This window comes from Spirulina sp. LEGE 11439 (assembly GCF_059821285.1).
Window position 1 is genome coordinate 20,331 of record NZ_JCAMRX010000033.1, and the last position, 19,458, is coordinate 39,788.

The following is a 19,458-nucleotide window of genomic DNA, read 5'->3' on the forward strand; positions in this document are numbered from 1 at the left end:
GCTCCCATGAAATTAAGTTCTTTTGTATTATCCTCCTTAGGTTTGTGTTTATCGGGGTTGTTATTTGCAACACTGACCCATGCTCAAACTTCCCAACCAAATAATAATGGGAATGGCAATAATACAAGCGTTACCAACTCTTATCCACCGAATGAAAGAGGAGCTTTTATTAGTAGCTGTGCATCGGGTCAGAGTGCAACATTTCAAATTGTTTGTGGCTGTACTTTTGATAAAATCAAAGCGAATATTCCTTATTCTCAATATCAGGAAATTGCCAGAAAATTGAGAACAGGAGAAGAGTTACCACAAAATATTCTTAACTTTATTGATGAGTGTATCGATACCCCCAATCCTTGATACCCTGACGCTAAAGTTTAATGATTTTAGATCAATTCTGGATCGGCAATCATCTCAACCAACGCCGGCCCCGGATGCGCTAATGCTTGCTGCATTGCCTCATCAAGTTCTTCTTTACGAGTGACCCGAATGCCCAGCCCGCCACAAATCTCGGCATATTTTGAGAAATCGGGATTGTGCAATGAAGTCTGCCAAACGTCCCATTCTCCTGCTCGTTGTTCCTTGCTAATTTTGCCCAGTTGAGCGTTATTTACCAAGAAATGGGTGATGTTCATGCCGTACTTAACCGCAGTAGTAAACTCTGCCAAGTATTGACCGAAACCGCCATCTCCCGACACGGAAACGATCGGACGTTCTTGTCCGGCTGCAGCCCATGCTCCCATTGCGGCTGGAAACGCAAAACCAATTGAGCCTAAATAACCCGACATTAAAACCGACTGCGCTTCACATTCAAAATAGCGGCCAAAGGAATAAGTATTATTGCCCACATCGACAGCGATCGCAGCATTATGGGGAACCTGACGGGTCATCGCCGCAAAAATGGCCGCCGAGTTTAATCCCTGACCGCGATCGTCGGCTTCTCGACGGATTTTTTCGGCTCGCCAAATCTGCCAACGTTCTGCGATTTGCGATCGCATATCTTCGCTGGTAACTTGACCGGTTAGGGCGGCTTTCAGTTGTTCCACCACAACCCCAATCTCGCCCCATACCGGCACCTCCACCGGATGAAACTTACCCAAGGCGAGGGGATCGAAATCCACGTGAATAATGGGCTTACCGGGATAAATTCCCGTGTGATTGGAGAAAGATGCCCCCAACACCAGCAAAACATCCGCTTCATTCATAAACCAACTGGCAATAGGCGTACCGCTTCGCCCCAACACGCCACAACCGAGGGGATGGCGATCTGAAATCAACCCTTTTCCTTTAAATGTGGTAAGGACAGGTGCATTCAATAGTTCTGCCAGTTCGATAATAGCGGACATATGAAAGCGAGAACCATGACCCACGATAATCGCGGGACGGCGGGATTGTTTCAGGCGTGCGATCGCGCCTTGCAAAGACTCGGGAGGTGGAGCAATCTGAAGCGGGGTAATGCGTCCAGTTGAATTAGATGCTGGCACGTCAATGGCGGATTGTACCTGAATTTCATCGGGAAAAATTAGGTGCGATACATCTCGTTTTAAGAGGGCGTGCTTGATCGCAAGGGTCATCAACTCAGCATGTTTGCTATTGCTCAACACGGTTTGACTCCAAGCAGCAACGCCGCTAAAAGCTGCACTCAGATCGCACTCTTGGAAGTTCCCCGTCCCCAATACTTGGGAATTAACCTGCCCCGTCAAAGCCAGCACGGGAGCGCGATCCACCTTAGCATCCCACATTCCCGTGAGTAAATTGGTTGCCCCCGGACCCGCGATCGTCAAACAGGCTGCGGGTCGTCCCGTCAGTTTCGCATAGGCCGAGGCTGCAAAGGCGGCGGCTCCTTCATGACGAATGCCGATAAAAGTGAGTTTTCCTTGTTCTTCTTGACGGCGCAGGGCATCTGCCAATCCTAGATTAGAATGCCCCACCATGCCAAATACATGCGTAATCCCCCAGTTCGTCATTGTTTCGGCCATGACATCGCTAACGGTTCGCAAGTGTGGCTTTTCTACGGGTAAGCCCGCATAAACTCCATCTTCTCGCACCTCAACAGGGAAGGTTTCCAGAGCGTCATCGACCTCCAGATCCCCCGGAGGCCGTCCGGTCAAAGGACAATAATCCCAACCATGCCAAGGACAGCGCAACATCCCATTCTCAATCGAGCCTTCTCCTAGAGGTCCGCCTTGATGGGGACAGCGATTATCCAAAGCGCCATACTGACCGTTGTAGTGAGTGAGCGCTAAACTTTTATGACCCGCAACCACTGTTTTAACGCGGCCTTCCGGGAGTTCGTCGAGTGTTAAAACCTTGAACCATTGGATTGATGTATTTGTCATAATTGAAGTTCTCAAATTTAACGATCCTGCCAGTTAAAAACGATCGGGCGGGAAATTCTGACTTCATGTATTTCTCAGCCGATCTAATTTTGAATACTAATGACATCGTTATGAGCTTACTGGGTTTTGTTGAAAATATGCTGAGTCTCTCAACAAAACTAAACTTGTGATGAAAAGATGATGGGTTAATTCTCTTTGCACCAGAAAAACCAGAAGGCTTTTTGGTTGTTTATTGTTCGCTGCGATCGCGTAAAGTTTCCCGAACTTCCATTAAGAGAAAACCCAAACGATTCTTACCACTGCCATTTTTTCCGCAACCCCAATAATAATCAAAGGGAGAATTTTCGATAATTTCTTCTGTTCCAGTCGAGAGCAAAATTGCGAGAATATCGGCATGGGTCGTAAATTTTTGTAATAAGGCTTTTTTCATGACTTCTTCTTTCACTGCTTCCCAATCTTGTCGTAAAGGACGCTTGCGATCGCGTCCCATATTCGCGGCAATTTTTGGCGTTTTAGCCTTGCGAATTTCCTCAACGTGAGAGGTTCCGGCAAACTTCTGCGCCTGAAAATAATGTTCGCTCGTCGGCCACCAAACTTCATCTAATTCGAAACCATGAGGGGAAAAGTTGGAAAAACAACCATAAGATCGATCGCGAGTCGTATAAAAATAAATCGTCATTGTCAGTTCAGTCAAACGAACGAAGTACAATATCAAAGATAATCTAATGTACACAAATTATTTTGCTGTTGCCAACCCATGACAAGGAAGATTCAAATATTCGTTGCTTGGTTGAATTCGTTGATGAACTCCTCCTATCCGCTTGTTTTGATTCCTCCAGAGATCGCAAAATGCTCATCTCGTTTGCCTTCTCATCCGGAAATATCTCTTGTTGACCCGCAAAAGCCGCCTATTGCTCCCCCAAAGTTCGATTTTAAACCCCATCCTTTAATCGTGGGTTTTGGTTTGTTGGGTTGCTTTTTTGGGGGATATTGGACTTTTACAATCCCATTGCTGGGTATTACCATGTTTATTGTTGTTGCGATCGCTGCCATTCTCTTTCTCTACTTCGATCGCCGTGAAAAATACAGAATTCATTTAGAACGAGAACGCACCTATCAACAAAAATTGCAACACTATCGCGATCGCACACCTAAAACGACTTTAGCCACATCTGCACGAAAAAAACAAGAAAGCGATCGCCGTCTCGCACAATGGCAAAGCAATTATAAAATTGCACTGAGGGCAATGCAAAAACAGTTAGCGAAAACAACAAAACCGGGAGATAACAAACTCATTCCGCGAGGTTATAACGAAAAATCCTTTGAACGCACATTAAAGCAATACTTTCCGGGTAAAATTTATATTGGCAAAACACTGCATAATCCCAAATTTTCTCGTGGTTTTTCTTATACTGCCGATTTTACTTATATTGACGAAAATGGGCTACATATTGATATTGAACTGGATGAACCTTATGTTTATAATACCCGAAAACCCATTCATTTTCAAGGGATTGATAATCGCCGCAATCAATTTTTTCTCAGCCGAAGATGGATGGTGATTAGATTTTGCGAGGAGCAAACCGTGCGCTATCCGAAGGCTTGCTGTCGGACGATCGCAGAAGTTATTTTCACTCTTTATCGGCAACCTTTACCCTCTCAATATCTAAAACTTCCTCAGCTTCCTTCGTTTTCTCAATGGACTCGAAAAGAAGCAAAGGAAATGGCACGGCAAGAATATCGCAAAACATATCTACACCGCTAAAATTGTCGCGTCCAGTCTTCAAACCAACGTTCGACTACAACCTTGGTTTGCGTAAAAAATTCGACAGCATGTTTTCCTTGACCGTGGAGATCGCCGAAAAAGCTCTCTTTCCAGCCGCTAAACGGGAAAAAGGCCATCGGTGCTGCTACCCCAATATTAATGCCAATATTTCCCGCTTCGGCTTCATAACGAAATTTCCTTGCCGCAGCACCACTAGAAGTGAACAAACACGCCATATTGCCCCACTGTCCGCTATTAACGAGGGCGATCGCATCGTCAATCGTTTCCATTTCCATTAATCCCAAAACGGGTCCGAACACTTCGGTTTGTGCAAGGGTACTGATAGGATCGACCTCGCTTAAAAGAGTTGGGCGGAGAAAATGCCCTTTTTCATAGCCGGAAATCTTGGCATCGCGTCCATCGACTAAAGGTTTGGCCCCTGCGGCGATCGCTTCCTCCACCAGTCCGGAAATTCTGCTCGCACTTTGAGCATTAATCACGGGACCCATTTGCACCCCTTCCTCTAAACCATTGCCAACAATGCGCGTTTCTGCGGTCTCTGCGATCGCTTCCACAAACCAATCTTTCGCCTCTCCCACCGTTACGGCTAAAGAAGCCGCCAAACAGCGCTGACCCGCACAACCAAAGGCACTATCCGCCGCAATTTTAGTCGTCAGGACGCGATCGGCATCGGGGAGGATAATAATCGGATTTTTGGCTCCTCCCTGACACTGAACCCGCTTACCGTGACTGGCAGCTTTGCTATAAACGTATTTCGCAACAGGAGAAGAGCCGACAAAACTCACCGCCCGGATCTGAGGATGTTCTAAGATGGTATCAACAACTTCTTTTGCGCCATTGACCAAATTGACAACGCCTTTGGGTAAACCCGTTTGATGAAGTAACGCAAAGATGCGCTGCATGGTGAGGGGAACTTTTTCTGAAGGTTTGACAATGACCGTATTGCCACAAGCGATCGCATAGGGTAAAAACCAAAAGGGAATCATCCCCGGAAAATTAAACGGGGCAATAATTGACGTTACGCCAAGAGGTTGACGAATCATAATTTCATCAATGCCCCGAGCGATATCTTCCAAGTTGTATCCTTGCATTAACATGGGAATACCGCAAGCAACTTCGATATTTTCAATCGCTCTCTGCCATTCTCCTTTGGATTCTGCCAAAGTTTTCCCGCATTCAAGGGTAATCGTGCGGCACAATTCCTCTAAATTCTCTTCAATTAATGTTTTTAATTTAAATAAATATTGAATGCGGTCGAGAGGGGGCGTTTTGCGCCAATCTTTAAAAGCCGTAGAAGCCGCTTGCACTGAACTTTCTATATCTACACGACGGGATAAAGGCACGCGATCGAGAATATCTATCGTTGCAGGGTTAACAATATCGAGGATTTCTGTTCCTTTTGACGCTTGCCATGCTCCGTTGATATAATTCGGTAAAACCATTGTTTATATTGATTATTCCCCGCTAGGGATTAGAAATAAGTTGTTATGGGTTGTTTGGCCATTATTAAACCATCAGTTGCCACTAATTTGTCGATCGCATTCCCCACTGATAATTGATAACTGTTTACCGATCGCTGAAATCACCAAGGACTGCCGACTAAAGTAAAAGCACTCCAATAATAGGGATGGGAGAGATTGCGATCGCCGAACTCTTCTAAAAATGATTTGCTGGTCGGAATCAGAGAAGAAGAAGATACTCTAACAGAAGATATCTAATCTAGTTTAGCTGGGGAATATTGACAAGGTATGGTGTTTCCGAAAATCTGCCTATGTTCTGACAATCGCACGGCTATTCTCTTTAATTTGCACCAAGATGCCAGCAGTTATTAATATTCCTGTAAATTCCTGCCGCTAATTTGTGTTAACTTTTCTTCATCTGGCGTTTCTCCTTCCGTGTAATATCCCGCCGCCGTTTTTGCAGCAATTTCGACCCGGGCATCCTCGGGAATATAATTATCGGGAATGGCAATGCGATCGACAATTTCAATTCCCGAATTGACGATCGCATTATATTTTAAATTACTCATCGATACCCAGCGATCGATCCGTGTAATCCCCAACCAGTGCAGCACATCCGGCATCAGTTCTTGGAAACGCATATCCTGAACCCCCGCCACGCATTCTGTCCTAGAAAAATAAGCATCGGCGCGATCGCCCCCTTCCTGACGCTTGCGGGCATTATAAACAAGAAACTTCGTCACTTCCCCCAAAGCACGTCCTTCCTTGCGATTGTAGATGATAACCCCCGATCCGCCTTCCTGTGCTGCCTGCACGCAAACTTCAATCCCATGAATCAAATAGGGACGACAGGTGCAAATATCCGAGCCAAAAACATCGGATCCGTTGCATTCATCGTGAACCCTAACGGCGAGAGGATGGCGATCGCCAGCTAAATTCCCCAAAAGATAAACCGTCATACCCCCGATGGGGGGTAAAAAAACATGGAGATCCGGACGAGTGACCAATTCGGGAAACATCCCCCCCGTTTGCTGAAATAAAGTGCGCCGCAAAATCCCTTCCTTAACCCCGATGCGCTTGGCGATCCCCGGCAAATACCAGACCGGATCGATCGCGACTTTCATCACCGCCAAAGCGCCATTTTTTTTCACGATTGTCCCATCTATTTTAACTCTTCCTTTAACAACTGCTTCTTGTAACTCCGGCAAATTAATCTGCGCTTTCGTAATGGCAATGGTAGGACGAATATCGAAACCGCGATCGTAAAATTCCCCATAAACCTCATCCACAACAGCCCCAAAAGGATCCAAAGAAACGATTTTATCGGCATCTCCCCAACTGGGATAAGGACCGATCGCTTCAATGGGAGAAGTATGGGTCAGATCTGCACGATGATCGGCTTGTAATGCGCCACTGGCCACCGCTAAAGCACGATAAACAGCATAAGATCCCGAATGGGTTCCGATCGCATTGCGATGGTCTTGTTTGGCTAACGTGCCAATGACGGGACCGCGTTTAATGGGGTCTAATTCTCCCCAACAAATCGGTACGGAGTTGGTTTTAGCAGGATGGGGATGAGACGTTAAAACAATATGTTTGGGCTTTTTCGCTTGATTCATGAATCCATAACCAATAATTAATACCCACTAATTTGAGAATAACGGTTCGTTGCTGGCGAATAATTCTTGGGCTTCTTGGGATGTCAATACTTTAGCAAAGAAATATCCTTGAGCGAGATCGCACCCAAATGCCTGCATCTGTTCTAATTGTCGTTGGGTTTCAATTCCTTCCGCGATCGCTCGCAAGCCCAAATTTTTGGCCAGCATAACAATAATGCGAGCAATTTCTGCTTTTTGTTCGTTACTTCCTATTGCACTCACAAAAGTTCTTTCTATTTTCAAACCATAAATCGGGAACTGCTGTAAATATTCCAAACAAGAGTAACCCGTTCCAAAATCATCAATACATAGTTCGATATTCCGCGATTGTAACTGTTGTAAAATAGCCCGCGCAGCATCCACTTTTTGCGTCCACAAACTTTCAGCAATTTCTAACTTTAATGCAGATGGATTGAATCCGGTTTGGTTGCAGATGCGATCGATGCGATCGATTAAATCCGGCTGTAATAATTGCTTACTAGAAATATTAATATGAATATCACAGGGAGAATAATTTTCTCGATCGGTTTGCCAAGACTGAACTTGCGTGCAAGCCGTTTCTAGAATCCAATTGCCAATAGGAATAATTAAACCGCTTTCTTCTGCAACCGCGAGAAATTCAGAGGGATAAATTGTACCTTTTTGGGGATGCTGCCAGCGTAATAACGTTTCAAATCCTTGTAACTTTCCCGTGCTTAAACAAACGATAGGATGATAATGAACCTCAAATTGTTTTTCTTCTAAAGCTTGGCGCAATTCCGTTTCCCATTGCCATTGCGAAACAACGTTTTGGTGCATGGTAGGATCAAAAAGTTCGTAACGCCCTTTTCCTAATTCTTTAGCACGATATAATGCCGTATCTGCATCTCGCAATAAATCCTCGGGATTTTGATAATAAATACAGGACTCAATTTTTTCTCCTTGTTGGTGTTGACAGAGAACCCCTTGGGATTGTTCTACTTCATTAAGACTGACTGTATAAAGCTGGTTCTCTGGCCGAGATGCTTCGCGAACGCCACAAGATACAATACCAATACTCGCGCCAGTAAATACGGTATAGCCATCTAATTGAAAAGGGGCTTGTAACTCTTTTTCGATACGTTCTGCCACGCGAATTGCCGTACTGATATCTTCTATGTTATCCAACAAAATCGTAAATTCATCTCCGCCCAAACGTGCCACTGTATCCTCTTGTCGCACGCATTGTTCTAGCCTTCTGGCGATTTCAATCAGTAAGCGATCGCCGACTAAATGCCCTAAACTATCATTGACGACTTTGAAGCGATCTAAATCCAAAAAAAGAACGGCAAAATAATAAGATTTTTCGAGATTGTTTTGCCTTGCTTGTTTTAAAGCTTCATTCAAACGCTTGCGAAATAAGGCACGATTAGGCAGTCCCGTTAACGCATCGTAAAATGCTCGTTGATGAAGTTCTTCTTTATGCTGTTTCTGTTCGGTAATATCGACGACCATGCCTTCATAGTAGAGAACTTTGCCCTTTGTGTTGCGAACGGCGCGGGCATTCTCAGAAATCCAAATAATACTCTTATCCTGTCGGTAAATTTGCGATTCAAAGCCGACGACTTCATCATCCTGTTGAATTAAACGCGCAAATTCCGTTCGCTGTGAACGTTCGACATAAAGTTGATGTTCGATATCTGTCAAAGAAACGATCAAATCTTGTGGGGTCTCGTAACCGTAGATTTTAGCAAGGGCGGGATTTGCACTAATATAGTGACCGTCTGGGGTCGTTTGAAAAATACCCTCGACTGCGTTTTCAAAGATACTGCGATATTTGGTCTCAGCCTGTTTGAGGGCTTCTCGGGCGTGTTTGGCTTCGGTAATATCTCGAGCGACGAAAATGGCGGTATTCTCTTCTGTCGGAGCAACTGTTGCCGCAAACCAAATCTCTTGCTTTTGAAGCGTGAGACTATATTCAACATTAATGGTTTTTTTCTCTTGTAAGGCTTGTTGAATATACCCTAAAAAGAGATCGGCACGATCGCGATCGAAGACTTGATGAAGGTGTTTGCCAATGAGATTTTGCGAGGGTCGGTAAAGTAAAGTTGGATTGGTGGGGGCAATTTTGAGATAGCGTCCTGTGGCATCAAAAACAAGGATGATATCTGTCATGGCCGCAAATAGAGCCTGTAGTTCCGAGGCTTGCGATCGCAATGTTTGTTCGGCATGCTTGCGTTCGGTGATATCGGTAATAAAACCCTCTAATCCCAAAATATTTGACGCTTCATCATAAACGCCGCGCCCTTTCTCCCAAACCCATTTGTATTCTCCCTGTTTGGTACAGATGCGATACTCAACCACGTAGGGTTTTTGGTGTCGAACGCCGGTTTCGATCGCGGCTAAAACTTTCGAGACATCTTCGCAATGGATAATCTTTTCAAAAGAGTGAGGATTCTGGGCGAGCAATTCCTCGCTTTTGTATCCCGTCAAGGCTTGACAGCCTTCACTGAGGTAAGTCATGGACCATCCGGCATCATTGGCAGCGTTAAAGAAAATACCCGGGGTGGAGTTAATTAAGCTGTGTAATTGGCGTTGACTTTCCCGCAAGGCGGCTTCGGCTTGCTTGCATTGAATAATCCCGCCAAGTTGGGCAGCGATGGTGGAAATCAGATCGAGCAGGCGGCGATCGACTTGGCGATCGCGACAGCTAAAAAAGACTAATACTGCCACCACTTTATCATCAGCGATAATGGGAACGCCAAAAGCCGTCCTCAAACCAGATTCCCAAGCTAATTGATTGCGGAGGAATTCGCTATGGTGCGAAAGATCGGGAAACCATTGCGGCTGACGGGTTTGCCAAATCAGTCCGGGAAGGCCGACGCTATTGGGAAAATAATAGGCATGACTTTGTTCGCGAAAGGCGAACAAGTTGGGTTTAGCGAGATCGCCATACCAAGCCGGACTCAATTCCAAAATTGTTTCTGTTTCGTTGGGAATCCATGCTTCTCCGATATCCCATTCCAGAACTTGACAGGCACGGTTTAGCACTAATTCGAGGGCGGTGTTAAAGTCTGGTGCTTCTGCCACCGCCCGAGTGAGGTATTGAAATAACTTTAATTCTTCTTGTCCGCGCTTGCGATCGCTAATATCGCTGATGAAACCTTCGAGGGCGATTAATTTCCCTTGACGAAAAATGCCATTACCTTTTTCTCGTACCCATTTTTGTTCCTGCGATCGCGCGATCAGGCGATACTCGATGGTATAAGGTTGTTGGCGATCGAGAGCGATTTTTCGCGTTTTGAGAACGCGATCGCGATCGTCGGCATGAATGAGGCGATCGAGGTCGATGCGTTGGTGGGTAAAATCCTCTGGCATATACCCCGTGAGAGCCCAACAGCCGTCGCTGACGAACTCGCAAAGCAATTCGCCGCTATGATACTCGCGATCGCAGAGACGACGATAGATAACTCCGGGTAAATTCTCCGCTAGGGTGGAAAAATTGCGACGATTTTCGTGGAGGAGGTATTCAACTTTTTTGGAATAGGTAATATCGTGAAATACGCCCACGATCGCTTGTTCTCCTTCAAAAGAAAGCAATTGCAGCGAAACCACCCCGCAAAGGGTTTTGCCGTCCACTCGCCGGAGCTTGAGTTCATAGTTGGGGAGAAATTCGTATTGCAACAGGGCTTGCTGGAGAACTTGCCAAGCCGCCGGTTCAAAATAATCGTGTAAACAGCGAGTACCCACCACTTCCCCGACACTCAAGCCAAAAATCGAGCAAAAATATTCGTTCGTGTGGAGAATAATTCCATCCTTCAGTCTAGCCACGATAACCGGAACGGGGAGAGACTGAAATAAAGCGAGGGCAAATCGTGCTTCTCGTTCCATCGGAGGCGATCCTTGAGCAAAAAATGTCGGAGTGAAGGGTTGTGTAGCATTTTCGATGGAGTTCATGGGCGTTATACAATTCGCAACAGGTTGGTTTGACTTGGCGAATGTAATTCGCCGTCTCCCAACTTCAATTTGCAATTTACCTTCAGTATGGGTTGAAACGGAGACTGAACAATTTTAATACACCACTGTTTTTCTCTACCTTTGTTCGTTTTCTTGGAGGTTAAGGGGGAAAAAGCATGACTGAAAAGTTATGGGTTAAGTTTAGCTGTTACTTTAGTCTTCAATTAAATTAAACTATAGTTAAAAAGCAATGAACTGTTAATCTAACTACATTCTTTTGAGAAATTTATGCGTAAGTTGCCTTCGCGATCGCCAATCCTGCATAGTCGGTCTTTCACTCCTTATTTATTTTTGTTACCGGCTCTAACTATTTTAACGCTAACGGTTTTTTTACCGGCTTTACAAGCATTTTCTTTAAGTTTTGCCCGTTATGAATACGATCTAACTCAGATGCCCCAATGGATCGGCTGGGAAAATTTTCGCCGTTTGGCAGGCGATCGCGTCTTTTGGAAAACCCTCGGCAATACATTAATTTATCTGGTGGGAGCCGTTCCCGTGTTAGCGATCGCACCTTTGGGTCTGGCGATTTTAGTCAATCAAAAACTCAAGGGAATACATTGGTTTCGGATGTCGTTTTATACTCCTGTCGTTATTTCCATGGTGGTCGCGGGAATTGCTTGGAATGCGCTTTATGCTTCCAATGGCATTTTCAATCAACTTTTGAAAAGCATCGGTTTTGAGTCGGGAATCCGTTGGTTAACCAGTCCTAAATATGCCCTTTGGAGTGTGATGCTGGTGACCATCTGGAAAGGATTGGGCTATTACATGACCATCTATTTAGCGGGGTTGCAATCTATTCCGGCGGAATTGTATGAAGCAGCAGCCATTGATGGTTCTGATGGCTGGCGCAAGCATTGGGATATTACGGTGCCTTTAATGCGTCCTTATTTAGTGTTGGTTGCGGTAATTTCGGCAATTTCGGCGACGAAAGTCTTTGAAGAAGTGTATATCATGACCCGAGGCGGACCTCAGAATAGTTCTAAAACTGTAGTTTATTATATTTACGAACAGGCATTTAATAATTTAGAAATCAGTTATGCTTGTACGATGGGATTGGTTTTATTTTTAATTATTTTCTCTCTTTCTTTACTCAATTTGTATTTATCCAAAGGCAAAGAATCTTATACCAATATTCGTTTCTAATTGCAGGAGGAATGATGAAATGAAAAAATATTATTTATTGCTGATTGCCTGTTGCTTCTTCCCTTTCTTCAAGAGCGATCGCGCTTTAGCTATTTCTCAACGATGTCGGGAAATTCGGCGATCGCGACAGATTCTTCGGGCTGAAGGGTTGGACGATCGCAATTTAGCCATCCTTGAGGAGCGTTATTGCGGTCGAATCCGTCGTTCCGATCCTGCCCAAAGTTCTACCTGTTCCCATCTCATGATTATGGCGCGATTGGCCAGTGTTGGGGAAGGAAACAGCATCTTGACACGGATGGTGGCCAGTGAAGAGCAGATCTTTTGTTCGCAATATACCGCAAATCGAAGATCGGGAGTCTGGCGCTATGCGAACGGACAAATCGTGAAATTTGGCTCTCTTTGGCATTATCCCAATGGACAACAAGTTCGTACCGGACAAGATTGGCGTTATCCTAATGGAGAATATGCCAGTTTTGGGTCCGTTTGGAAGTATCCCAACGGCGTAAATGCGAAGTTTGGGGGGTTTTGGTACAAACCCGATGGCGATCGCGTCGATCGCGATGTCTTGATTTCTTGGGGGTGTACTTATGTCAGTCGCAGCGAATGCGATCGCCTCTTGAGAGCAATGCGATCGGGAGATAGTGACCAAAATGATGCCGCTCTTGTCGCCCTCGCATGGCAAGCCTATCGCAATCAAAGATGAAGAAAAAAGCCCTACGCCGTCAATTATTACAGCAAAGACAAGCCTTGACTCAAGAAAGTTGGCGCGAAAAAAGCGATCGCCTTTGTTCTCAATTGCAAGGGTTGCCTTTATTTGCCAATGCTGTCACGATTCTTGCTTATACTCATTTTCGTCGGGAACCCGATTTGAGTTCTTTATTTGGGAACCAGCAAAAACAATGGGGCTTACCTCGATGTGTCGATAAATCTCTCATTTGGCATCACTGGCAGCCCTCACAAGAACTGAAAGCAGGAGCTTATGGCATTTTTGAACCTGATGCCGATTTCCCTCGCTTAGAGGCGAAAAATGTCGATTTAATCCTCGTTCCGGCAGTAGCCTGCGATCGCGGCGGCTTTCGTTTGGGATACGGGGGAGGATATTACGATCGAATGCTGGCATTACCAGAATGGCGAAATATCCCCGCGATCGGGATTGTTTTTCAATTGGCATTATTGGCTCAATTACCTGTAGATCCTTGGGATCGGCGCTTAGATGGCGTTTGTACGGAAGCAGAGTGCTTTTGGCTTTAGAGAAAGGAGACAATAGGCAAATTTCTTTAATAAATGTTGTGTTGCGATCGCGACGGCAGGCGATCGGTTATAAATGGGTAAAAGTATCGGGAAACTCCTTTTTTTTTGCCGATAGATTTAACTGTTTACTGTTCGCTGTTCACTGAAATGACTCTTTCTAAACGAATTCCTCCCGCAGTTACCGATTTTGTGAAAAAGAAGAATCTCTGGTTTGAACGAGCAATGGCTCTTTGGGCGCTCCTCAATTTTATCCTCATTTTATTTGATTATACTTATATTCCTTTGCGAGATTTCTGGCTGCAAGGTCGCGTATCTTTAATTGCTTTTAAATTGGGGGAATTTGAATATCAGTTTCCTGAAGAGCCAATGGATATTCATGATTTACCTATTACGCAATTCTACGATAATTTTAAAGGAATAGAACCGAATCGAGACACGCAAGAGTATTTAAAACGAGTTGAAAAATTTGACAAAGAACTGAATAGTTTCCGCACTCCGCAAGTTGAAGATATTTTAGCGGATTTGCGCGATCGCAGTGTTGATATTGTCGATACGAACCCTTTTCAAGTTGCCAACAAAACCGGAACATTAGAGCGAATTAAAAATCTCATGCGTGATCGCGTTCCAGAAGCGAATGGCTCTGCAAAAGAAGCCTTTAGGATTTTTTGGAGCGAGGAATATCTTTCTCGAAACAGTGCGTCAGATGAACTGGAATTCTTCGATCGCAATATTCGTCCTCTCATGGAAACTAACTATTTTCGTCCTATTGGTGAAAATGGTCAGCCCTTTAATAATTTTGGCTTAATTGATATTTTCTTTACTTTTCCTTTTTTTGCTGAATTTATCGCGCGATCGTGGTTTATTAGTCGCCAGCGAAAAGGGGTCAGTTGGGGAGATGCCATGCTTTGGCGTTGGTATGATATTTTACTGTTTTTTCCGATTCCGCATTGGTTGAGTCCCCTACGTTGGTTGCGGATTATTCCAGTCACAATTCGTCTCCACCAAGCTAAAATCATTGATATGCAAAAAATCAAAAAACAAGCCAGTCAAGGGTTTGTTGCTGGGATTGCAGAAGACTTAACAGAAGTGGTCGTCGTAGGCGTTCTCAATCAAGTTCAAAGCTCAATTAGAAAAGGAGAGCTAACCAACTTTTTAGCACAACAAAATACTAATCCTTACGTCGATCTCAATGATACCAATGAAATCGCAGAAATTACTCGTTTGGTCTTACAATTGGTTGTGAATAAAGTGCTTCCTGATGTTCGGAATGATATTGAAGGACTTCTACAATATAGCATCGAAAAAGCAGTAAAGGATAGCCCCGCCTACCAAGGCATCAAGATGCTTCCTGGAGTAGAAGACGCGACCAGCACTTTAACAAAACAAACAATCTCGCAGATTTACCAAATTATTTACGTTCAAATTAAGCAGCTAATTGAGGAAGATCCCGAATTTGATAAATTATTAGAACATCTGGTAGAAACCTTTACCGAGTCGATGAGAGTAGAAATTAAAGCCAAGCAAAGCATCGATCGCTTAGAATATTTATTGGTGGCTTTAATTGAAGAAGTGAAAATAAATTATGTTCAGCGCTTATCCGAAGAAGATATGGAAGCATTAATGGATCAAACTCGCGCTTTACGTCAAGTGACCCAAGTAACTTCTCAATAATTGGTTATTGGGTATTGGGTATTGGTTGGTGAATAATCACCCTATGATATCAACTAGACCACTCAAATAACCTATAACTAATGAGGGAGAATATAGTCGCTGCTGGCTGTATAATTCGCATTCGTTAATGCAGTGACAGCAATGCGATCGTTTTGTACCCAAAACTTCCGATCTAAGCGCACAAGTTTGCCATCTTTTCCTGTACCAATTCGTGCCACAACCGGAATTTTTGCGCCATTGCCATTATTTCCCGCTTGTTGCTGGAGAATGCTTTTTAGATTGTTTTGAATACGCGGATCTCGTGACTGTTGTACGGTCAATTCTACCATGACCATTTTAACTTCTTCTACCGGTTCGACAGACTCGACAATAAATTGAACTTTACCATCCTTTTTATCAGCATTCCCCCAAAAGATTAAGCGTGCATCGTCTTGTAAATATTCTTCAACTTCTCCAAATGCACTGGGAAATACAACCCCTTCTACTTGTCCGCTTAAATCTTCAATCTGTAGGAATGCCATGGGATCTCCTTTTTTCGTCATAATTGTTTTAACTGAACTAATTAATGCGATCGCACAAATTTTGTGCCGTTTAGGAAAATCTCTCAGGTTTGATAAGCTAACCGGCGCAACAATAGAAACAGCCGGTTTAATTGTATTTAAAGGATTAGAGGAAACATAGAAACCCAAAATTTCTTTTTCCTTTTTGAGTCTCTCTTGAGGTGAAAAATCAGGGACTTGAGGGAGTAAAGGTGCAGAATCAAAACTCTTCGTTTCTCCATCTTCTCCCTTTGTTCCTCCTCCTAACATATCAAATAGATTCATCTGACCGCTAGTGCGCTCTTTTGCACGTTTTTGTCCCCAACTAATCACGGGATCGAGATAATCTACAAGTTGCTTGCGATTATCGTGCATTTTGTCAAATGCACCGCAATGAATTAAAGTTTCTAAGGTACGCCGATTGACGGTACGCAGATCGACTTTACTGCAAAAATCCGAAAGCGATTGAAACTGCCCTTCGTTTTCTCTGCGAGCAACTAAAATACTTTCAATGGCACCATCTCCTAGTTGAGGAACCGCAGATAAACCAAATAAAATCTTTTTACCAACGGGGGTAAAATCAATATTAGAACGATTAATATCAGGAGGTTCGACATCAATTCCCATATCGGCACACTTGGCAATATAGCTTTTAATTTTATCTTTATTGCCGCTATTTCCCGTTAGCAACGCTGCCATATATTCGGTGGGGTAGTTAGCCTTTAAATATGCTGTTTGGTAAGTAACGTAGGCATAGGCAGTGGAGTGAGATTTATTAAAACAATTAGAAGTAATTAACCCACTTTCTAATAAGAAATTATGATCTCGTTCTACACCGATGTCGTAGACAGGTTGCATATCAAGGGATTTTCGTTTAATAATTTTGACCATTTTTATAATTGACTATAAAGATAAAATTCCCCTCATTTGTCACCATACCAAAAACAGGGCGATCGCGTTGCGGATTGGCCAGCATATACGTCAAGGTTTGCGAGATTCCCTTAATGCTAAAAGACCGAACATTGCACCTGTCGGATCGGTAAGGAGGGCAAATCTTCCAACTTTGGGTATATTACCTTCCCTGCAAGCGATCGCACCGAGTATTTTTGCTTTAGCAATAGTCGCATCGATATCATCAGTCGCAAGATACGTCACCCAAGAAGCCGACCTCTCTCCAAACAAACATTTTATTCCAGCCGCGTCGATACCGTCAGTACACTTGAAGACAGTATAGCGATCGCTCTCCCTAGTCTTCCAGCCAAAAAGCTCGCCGTAGAAGCTCTTTGCAGACTCAACATCGTCAGTAATCAGCTCATCCCAAAGAAACGTACCGTTTGGAGGAGGAAAGTTGTGTGTAGGAATATACGGATAAATCGTTGCACCTTGGGGATCGCCGATCGCGGCGGTGCGTCCTACTCCCGGTATATCAAAAGGATGGCGAGCGATTGTCCCTCCCAGTCTCTTCGCCTTCGCCGTGACAGCATCAACATCTTCAACCGCGACAAAAACAATCCAATGGGAGAAGATATTCTGCCCGGGATCGACAAAGCCCCCATGTGCTTCCCCATTGGCAATAATTAAAGGATATTCGGCTTCCCCGGGCTTCCAAACGAAATCAGAAGCGTGTTCGATGTGATACTCCCAGCCCAGCAATTCGGCGTAAAAGTGCCTTGCTTTGACAATATTATTAGTCATCAAGTCATGCCAGACAACTCGACCTACCTCAGTTTTGATGCTCATTTTATCTTCTTAGGTTTTTCGCTTCATTTTCAATTTGTAGGACAATCCTCTTTAAGATTCCAAGCGTTTTTGCCATTCGCGATCGCTTTGTTCGAGATTGGCTAACTCTTGATCGATTAAATCGGTTTCTGTCGAATAACTTAAATCTTCTGCACCAATAATATGCTCCCGAGCAAATTGACGGGCATACTCAAGTTTTTGCACGATCGCTTCATCCGCTTGTTTTAAACGTTCTACTCGTTGAATTCGCTGTCCATTACGCTGTTGAATTGTGCCATTTCTTTGTTGAATCCAGAAATAGCGAAGTAAAGGAATGGTAAAAAAGGCAATGCCATATCCCAATAACAACCAATAAATCGAAGCCACAAACGCAACCAAACCGACAATTTGAGCGGCAATACCGCCTTGCATTAACGACCATAACGTTAATGCCCCAATCAAATTAACGCTACCCAACGCGATCGCGCCCATTAGTTGACCGCTTCCTGCTGCACTAAATCGATAGGGATGCTCTTGCAAAAATGCCGTCAATTCTGAGGTTTTTTGTTGCTCTTTTGCCGTCACTTGCAATTCGGGAAAATAGTAAATAATTTCCCCTTGGGGAGACACTTCCGGATAGCCGTTAAAGCGTGACAGAATGGGTAAAATATAACTTTCTTCCTCAAGGGCGATCGCGTCGATTTCATCGAGATAAGGGGCAATTTGTTGAGCAATTATTGCTCCACCATTGTTACGAATCACCTGACCGATCTCTTGCCATCGTCGCTCTTCTATATCAATATTGGGATTACCGTCGCCAAAGAGAAAAGAAAAGATCGCTTCTAAAAAAGTCAGTTCGCTTTTCTCGGTACTTTTCTCAGAAGAAGAGCGCGATCGCCCTTGTTCCCGAGAATGAGTCCGTCGAGAATAATCTGAATACCCATAACCCGGGTTAAAAATCCAAAAAATATCCGACCAAAACCAAAAGCGCGGGAAAAACATCAAGCCACCGCCCGAGGAACGGGAACTTCTCCCACCACCTCCACCACCGGAATCATTATCACTAGAAGAATTGAGCGCAATAATAATCAGGAAAATCGAGAGAAAGATTAAAATAATAGAAAGAATTAAGAGAATTCCAAAAGAAATACGAATCAGATAAAAAAGAACATTCCAAATTTTTTCCCACCATTCTTGCAATCGCAAGCGCAAGTATTTGTTGCGGAGAATTCCTTGAAAATTTTTGGGGAAAACGTAAGCAATATCACCGGATTCGGCAACCTGTAAATTTGCCCCCGAATCTGAGGCTAAAATTAATAGTCCTTGCTGGGCTAGGTTGACATCTAAGCCTGTTTGTGCTGCGATATCGCCAACAGTAACGCGATATCCAAGATGTTCGACGGATTTTATAATTGCGGGGTTTGGAGTCATTGCCCGTTCTCAATTTTTTGAAGGTCTTACCTTCTAGTATAAGATTGAGGATTTATTCTTGAGTTGGGTTTGCTCGAACGATCGAGAAGCAATAGACTCCAATTGCTGTTATAGATAGGCTTTAAACAATCGTAAAGTTTAGTAAGCCAGCGTTTCTAGGGTTTCCCGCAAATAGGAACGCACTAATTTGTCTGTATTTTCAAAGACTGTATTGTTAGAGACCGTATTTTTGAGTTGTCGCTCCAACATCCAACGCTGAAACCCGGAGCTATTCGCGATCGCGTCTTTCAAGTTCTGCCAAACTTCGCGATCGCTGGTATCGCCAGTTTTTGCCGGAAAGTTCATGGCGGTCGAATTAGGCATTTGCACCTCCAAAATTAAACATACTTTAACAATATCTTGACAATATCTCGATTTCTCTTTCCATTATGATGCAAATTACACAAAATTGGGGACGAGCTATGTCAATAGAGCAATGAACAACAGGTC

15 protein-coding genes are annotated in these 19,458 nt (G+C 44.0%); 6 read left to right on the forward strand and 9 right to left on the reverse strand.

Going from position 1 to position 19,458, the window contains the following annotated elements; translation table 11 throughout:
- The first annotated feature begins 6 nt into the window (after positions 1-6).
- Positions 7-357, forward strand: a complete 351-nt coding sequence (locus AC6RV6_RS19710; RefSeq protein ID WP_500242585.1) for a hypothetical protein — start codon at positions 7-9, stop codon at positions 355-357.
- Positions 358-383: 26 nt separating this feature from the next.
- Here AC6RV6_RS19710 and AC6RV6_RS19715 read toward each other — a convergent pair whose 3' ends face one another.
- Together AC6RV6_RS19715 and ybiA are read right to left on the reverse strand one after the other, a co-directional pair.
- The gene (locus AC6RV6_RS19715) at positions 384-2,336 is read right to left on the reverse strand and encodes a thiamine pyrophosphate-binding protein (RefSeq protein ID WP_500242586.1); all 1,953 of its coding nucleotides are present in this window, start codon (positions 2,334-2,336) and stop codon (positions 384-386) included.
- A gap of 229 nt (positions 2,337-2,565) precedes the next feature.
- Complete coding sequence (gene ybiA / locus AC6RV6_RS19720; protein ID WP_500242587.1) at positions 2,566-3,015, reverse strand: riboflavin biosynthesis intermediates N-glycosidase; 450 nt, start codon at positions 3,013-3,015, stop codon at positions 2,566-2,568.
- Between the two features lie 78 nt (positions 3,016-3,093).
- Here ybiA and AC6RV6_RS19725 point away from each other — a divergent pair, with 78 nt between their 5' ends.
- Positions 3,094-4,101 carry a hypothetical protein gene (locus AC6RV6_RS19725; protein WP_500242588.1) on the forward strand — a complete coding sequence of 336 codons (1,008 nt, stop codon included), beginning with the start codon at positions 3,094-3,096 and terminating at the stop codon, positions 4,099-4,101.
- On the opposite strand, the gene AC6RV6_RS19730 is transcribed toward AC6RV6_RS19725, so the two are convergent.
- From AC6RV6_RS19730 to AC6RV6_RS19740, 3 genes are all read right to left on the reverse strand, one after another.
- Positions 4,098-5,564 carry a CoA-acylating methylmalonate-semialdehyde dehydrogenase gene (locus AC6RV6_RS19730; protein ID WP_500242589.1) on the reverse strand — a complete coding sequence of 489 codons (1,467 nt, stop codon included), beginning with the start codon at positions 5,562-5,564 and terminating at the stop codon, positions 4,098-4,100. The two genes, AC6RV6_RS19725 and AC6RV6_RS19730, sit on opposite strands and share 4 nt — an antisense overlap.
- A gap of 386 nt (positions 5,565-5,950) precedes the next feature.
- Positions 5,951-7,201 (reverse strand): GTP cyclohydrolase II, encoded by a 1,251-nt coding sequence (locus tag AC6RV6_RS19735; RefSeq protein ID WP_500242590.1) that lies wholly within the window; start codon positions 7,199-7,201, stop codon positions 5,951-5,953.
- A 27-nt stretch (positions 7,202-7,228) separates the two neighbouring features.
- Complete coding sequence (locus AC6RV6_RS19740; RefSeq protein WP_500242591.1) at positions 7,229-11,155, reverse strand: EAL domain-containing protein; 3,927 nt, start codon at positions 11,153-11,155, stop codon at positions 7,229-7,231.
- 288 nt (positions 11,156-11,443) lie between these two features.
- Here AC6RV6_RS19740 and AC6RV6_RS19745 point away from each other — a divergent pair, with 288 nt between their 5' ends.
- The 4 genes from AC6RV6_RS19745 to AC6RV6_RS19760 all read left to right on the forward strand — a co-directional run bounded on the left by AC6RV6_RS19745 (position 11,444) and on the right by AC6RV6_RS19760 (position 15,280).
- Positions 11,444-12,358 (forward strand): carbohydrate ABC transporter permease, encoded by a 915-nt coding sequence (locus AC6RV6_RS19745; RefSeq protein WP_500242592.1) that lies wholly within the window; start codon positions 11,444-11,446, stop codon positions 12,356-12,358.
- A 19-nt stretch (positions 12,359-12,377) separates the two neighbouring features.
- Positions 12,378-13,061, forward strand: coding sequence for a hypothetical protein (locus AC6RV6_RS19750; protein ID WP_500242593.1), 684 nt, complete (start codon positions 12,378-12,380; stop codon positions 13,059-13,061).
- Positions 13,058-13,609, forward strand: a complete 552-nt coding sequence (locus AC6RV6_RS19755; protein WP_500242594.1) for a 5-formyltetrahydrofolate cyclo-ligase — start codon at positions 13,058-13,060, stop codon at positions 13,607-13,609. The genes AC6RV6_RS19750 and AC6RV6_RS19755 overlap by 4 nt, the downstream gene beginning before the upstream one ends.
- Positions 13,610-13,756: 147 nt before the next feature.
- The gene (locus AC6RV6_RS19760; protein ID WP_500242595.1) at positions 13,757-15,280 is read left to right on the forward strand and encodes a hypothetical protein; all 1,524 of its coding nucleotides are present in this window, start codon (positions 13,757-13,759) and stop codon (positions 15,278-15,280) included.
- 77 nt (positions 15,281-15,357) lie between these two features.
- Here AC6RV6_RS19760 and AC6RV6_RS19765 read toward each other — a convergent pair whose 3' ends face one another.
- From AC6RV6_RS19765 to AC6RV6_RS19780, 4 genes are all read right to left on the reverse strand, one after another.
- Entirely contained in the window at positions 15,358-16,710 is a 1,353-nt protein-coding gene (locus AC6RV6_RS19765; RefSeq protein WP_500242596.1) for a helix-hairpin-helix domain-containing protein, read from the reverse strand.
- A gap of 90 nt (positions 16,711-16,800) precedes the next feature.
- Complete coding sequence (locus tag AC6RV6_RS19770) at positions 16,801-17,559, reverse strand: VOC family protein (protein WP_500242597.1); 759 nt, start codon at positions 17,557-17,559, stop codon at positions 16,801-16,803.
- A 51-nt stretch (positions 17,560-17,610) separates the two neighbouring features.
- Positions 17,611-18,969: a hypothetical protein gene (locus AC6RV6_RS19775; RefSeq protein ID WP_500242598.1), complete on the reverse strand. Its 1,359-nt coding sequence runs from the start codon at positions 18,967-18,969 to the stop codon at positions 17,611-17,613.
- 138 nt (positions 18,970-19,107) lie between these two features.
- A complete protein-coding gene (locus AC6RV6_RS19780; protein WP_500242599.1) occupies positions 19,108-19,332 on the reverse strand; it encodes a hypothetical protein in 225 nt (74 codons plus the stop codon).
- Positions 19,333-19,458 lie beyond the last annotated feature (126 nt).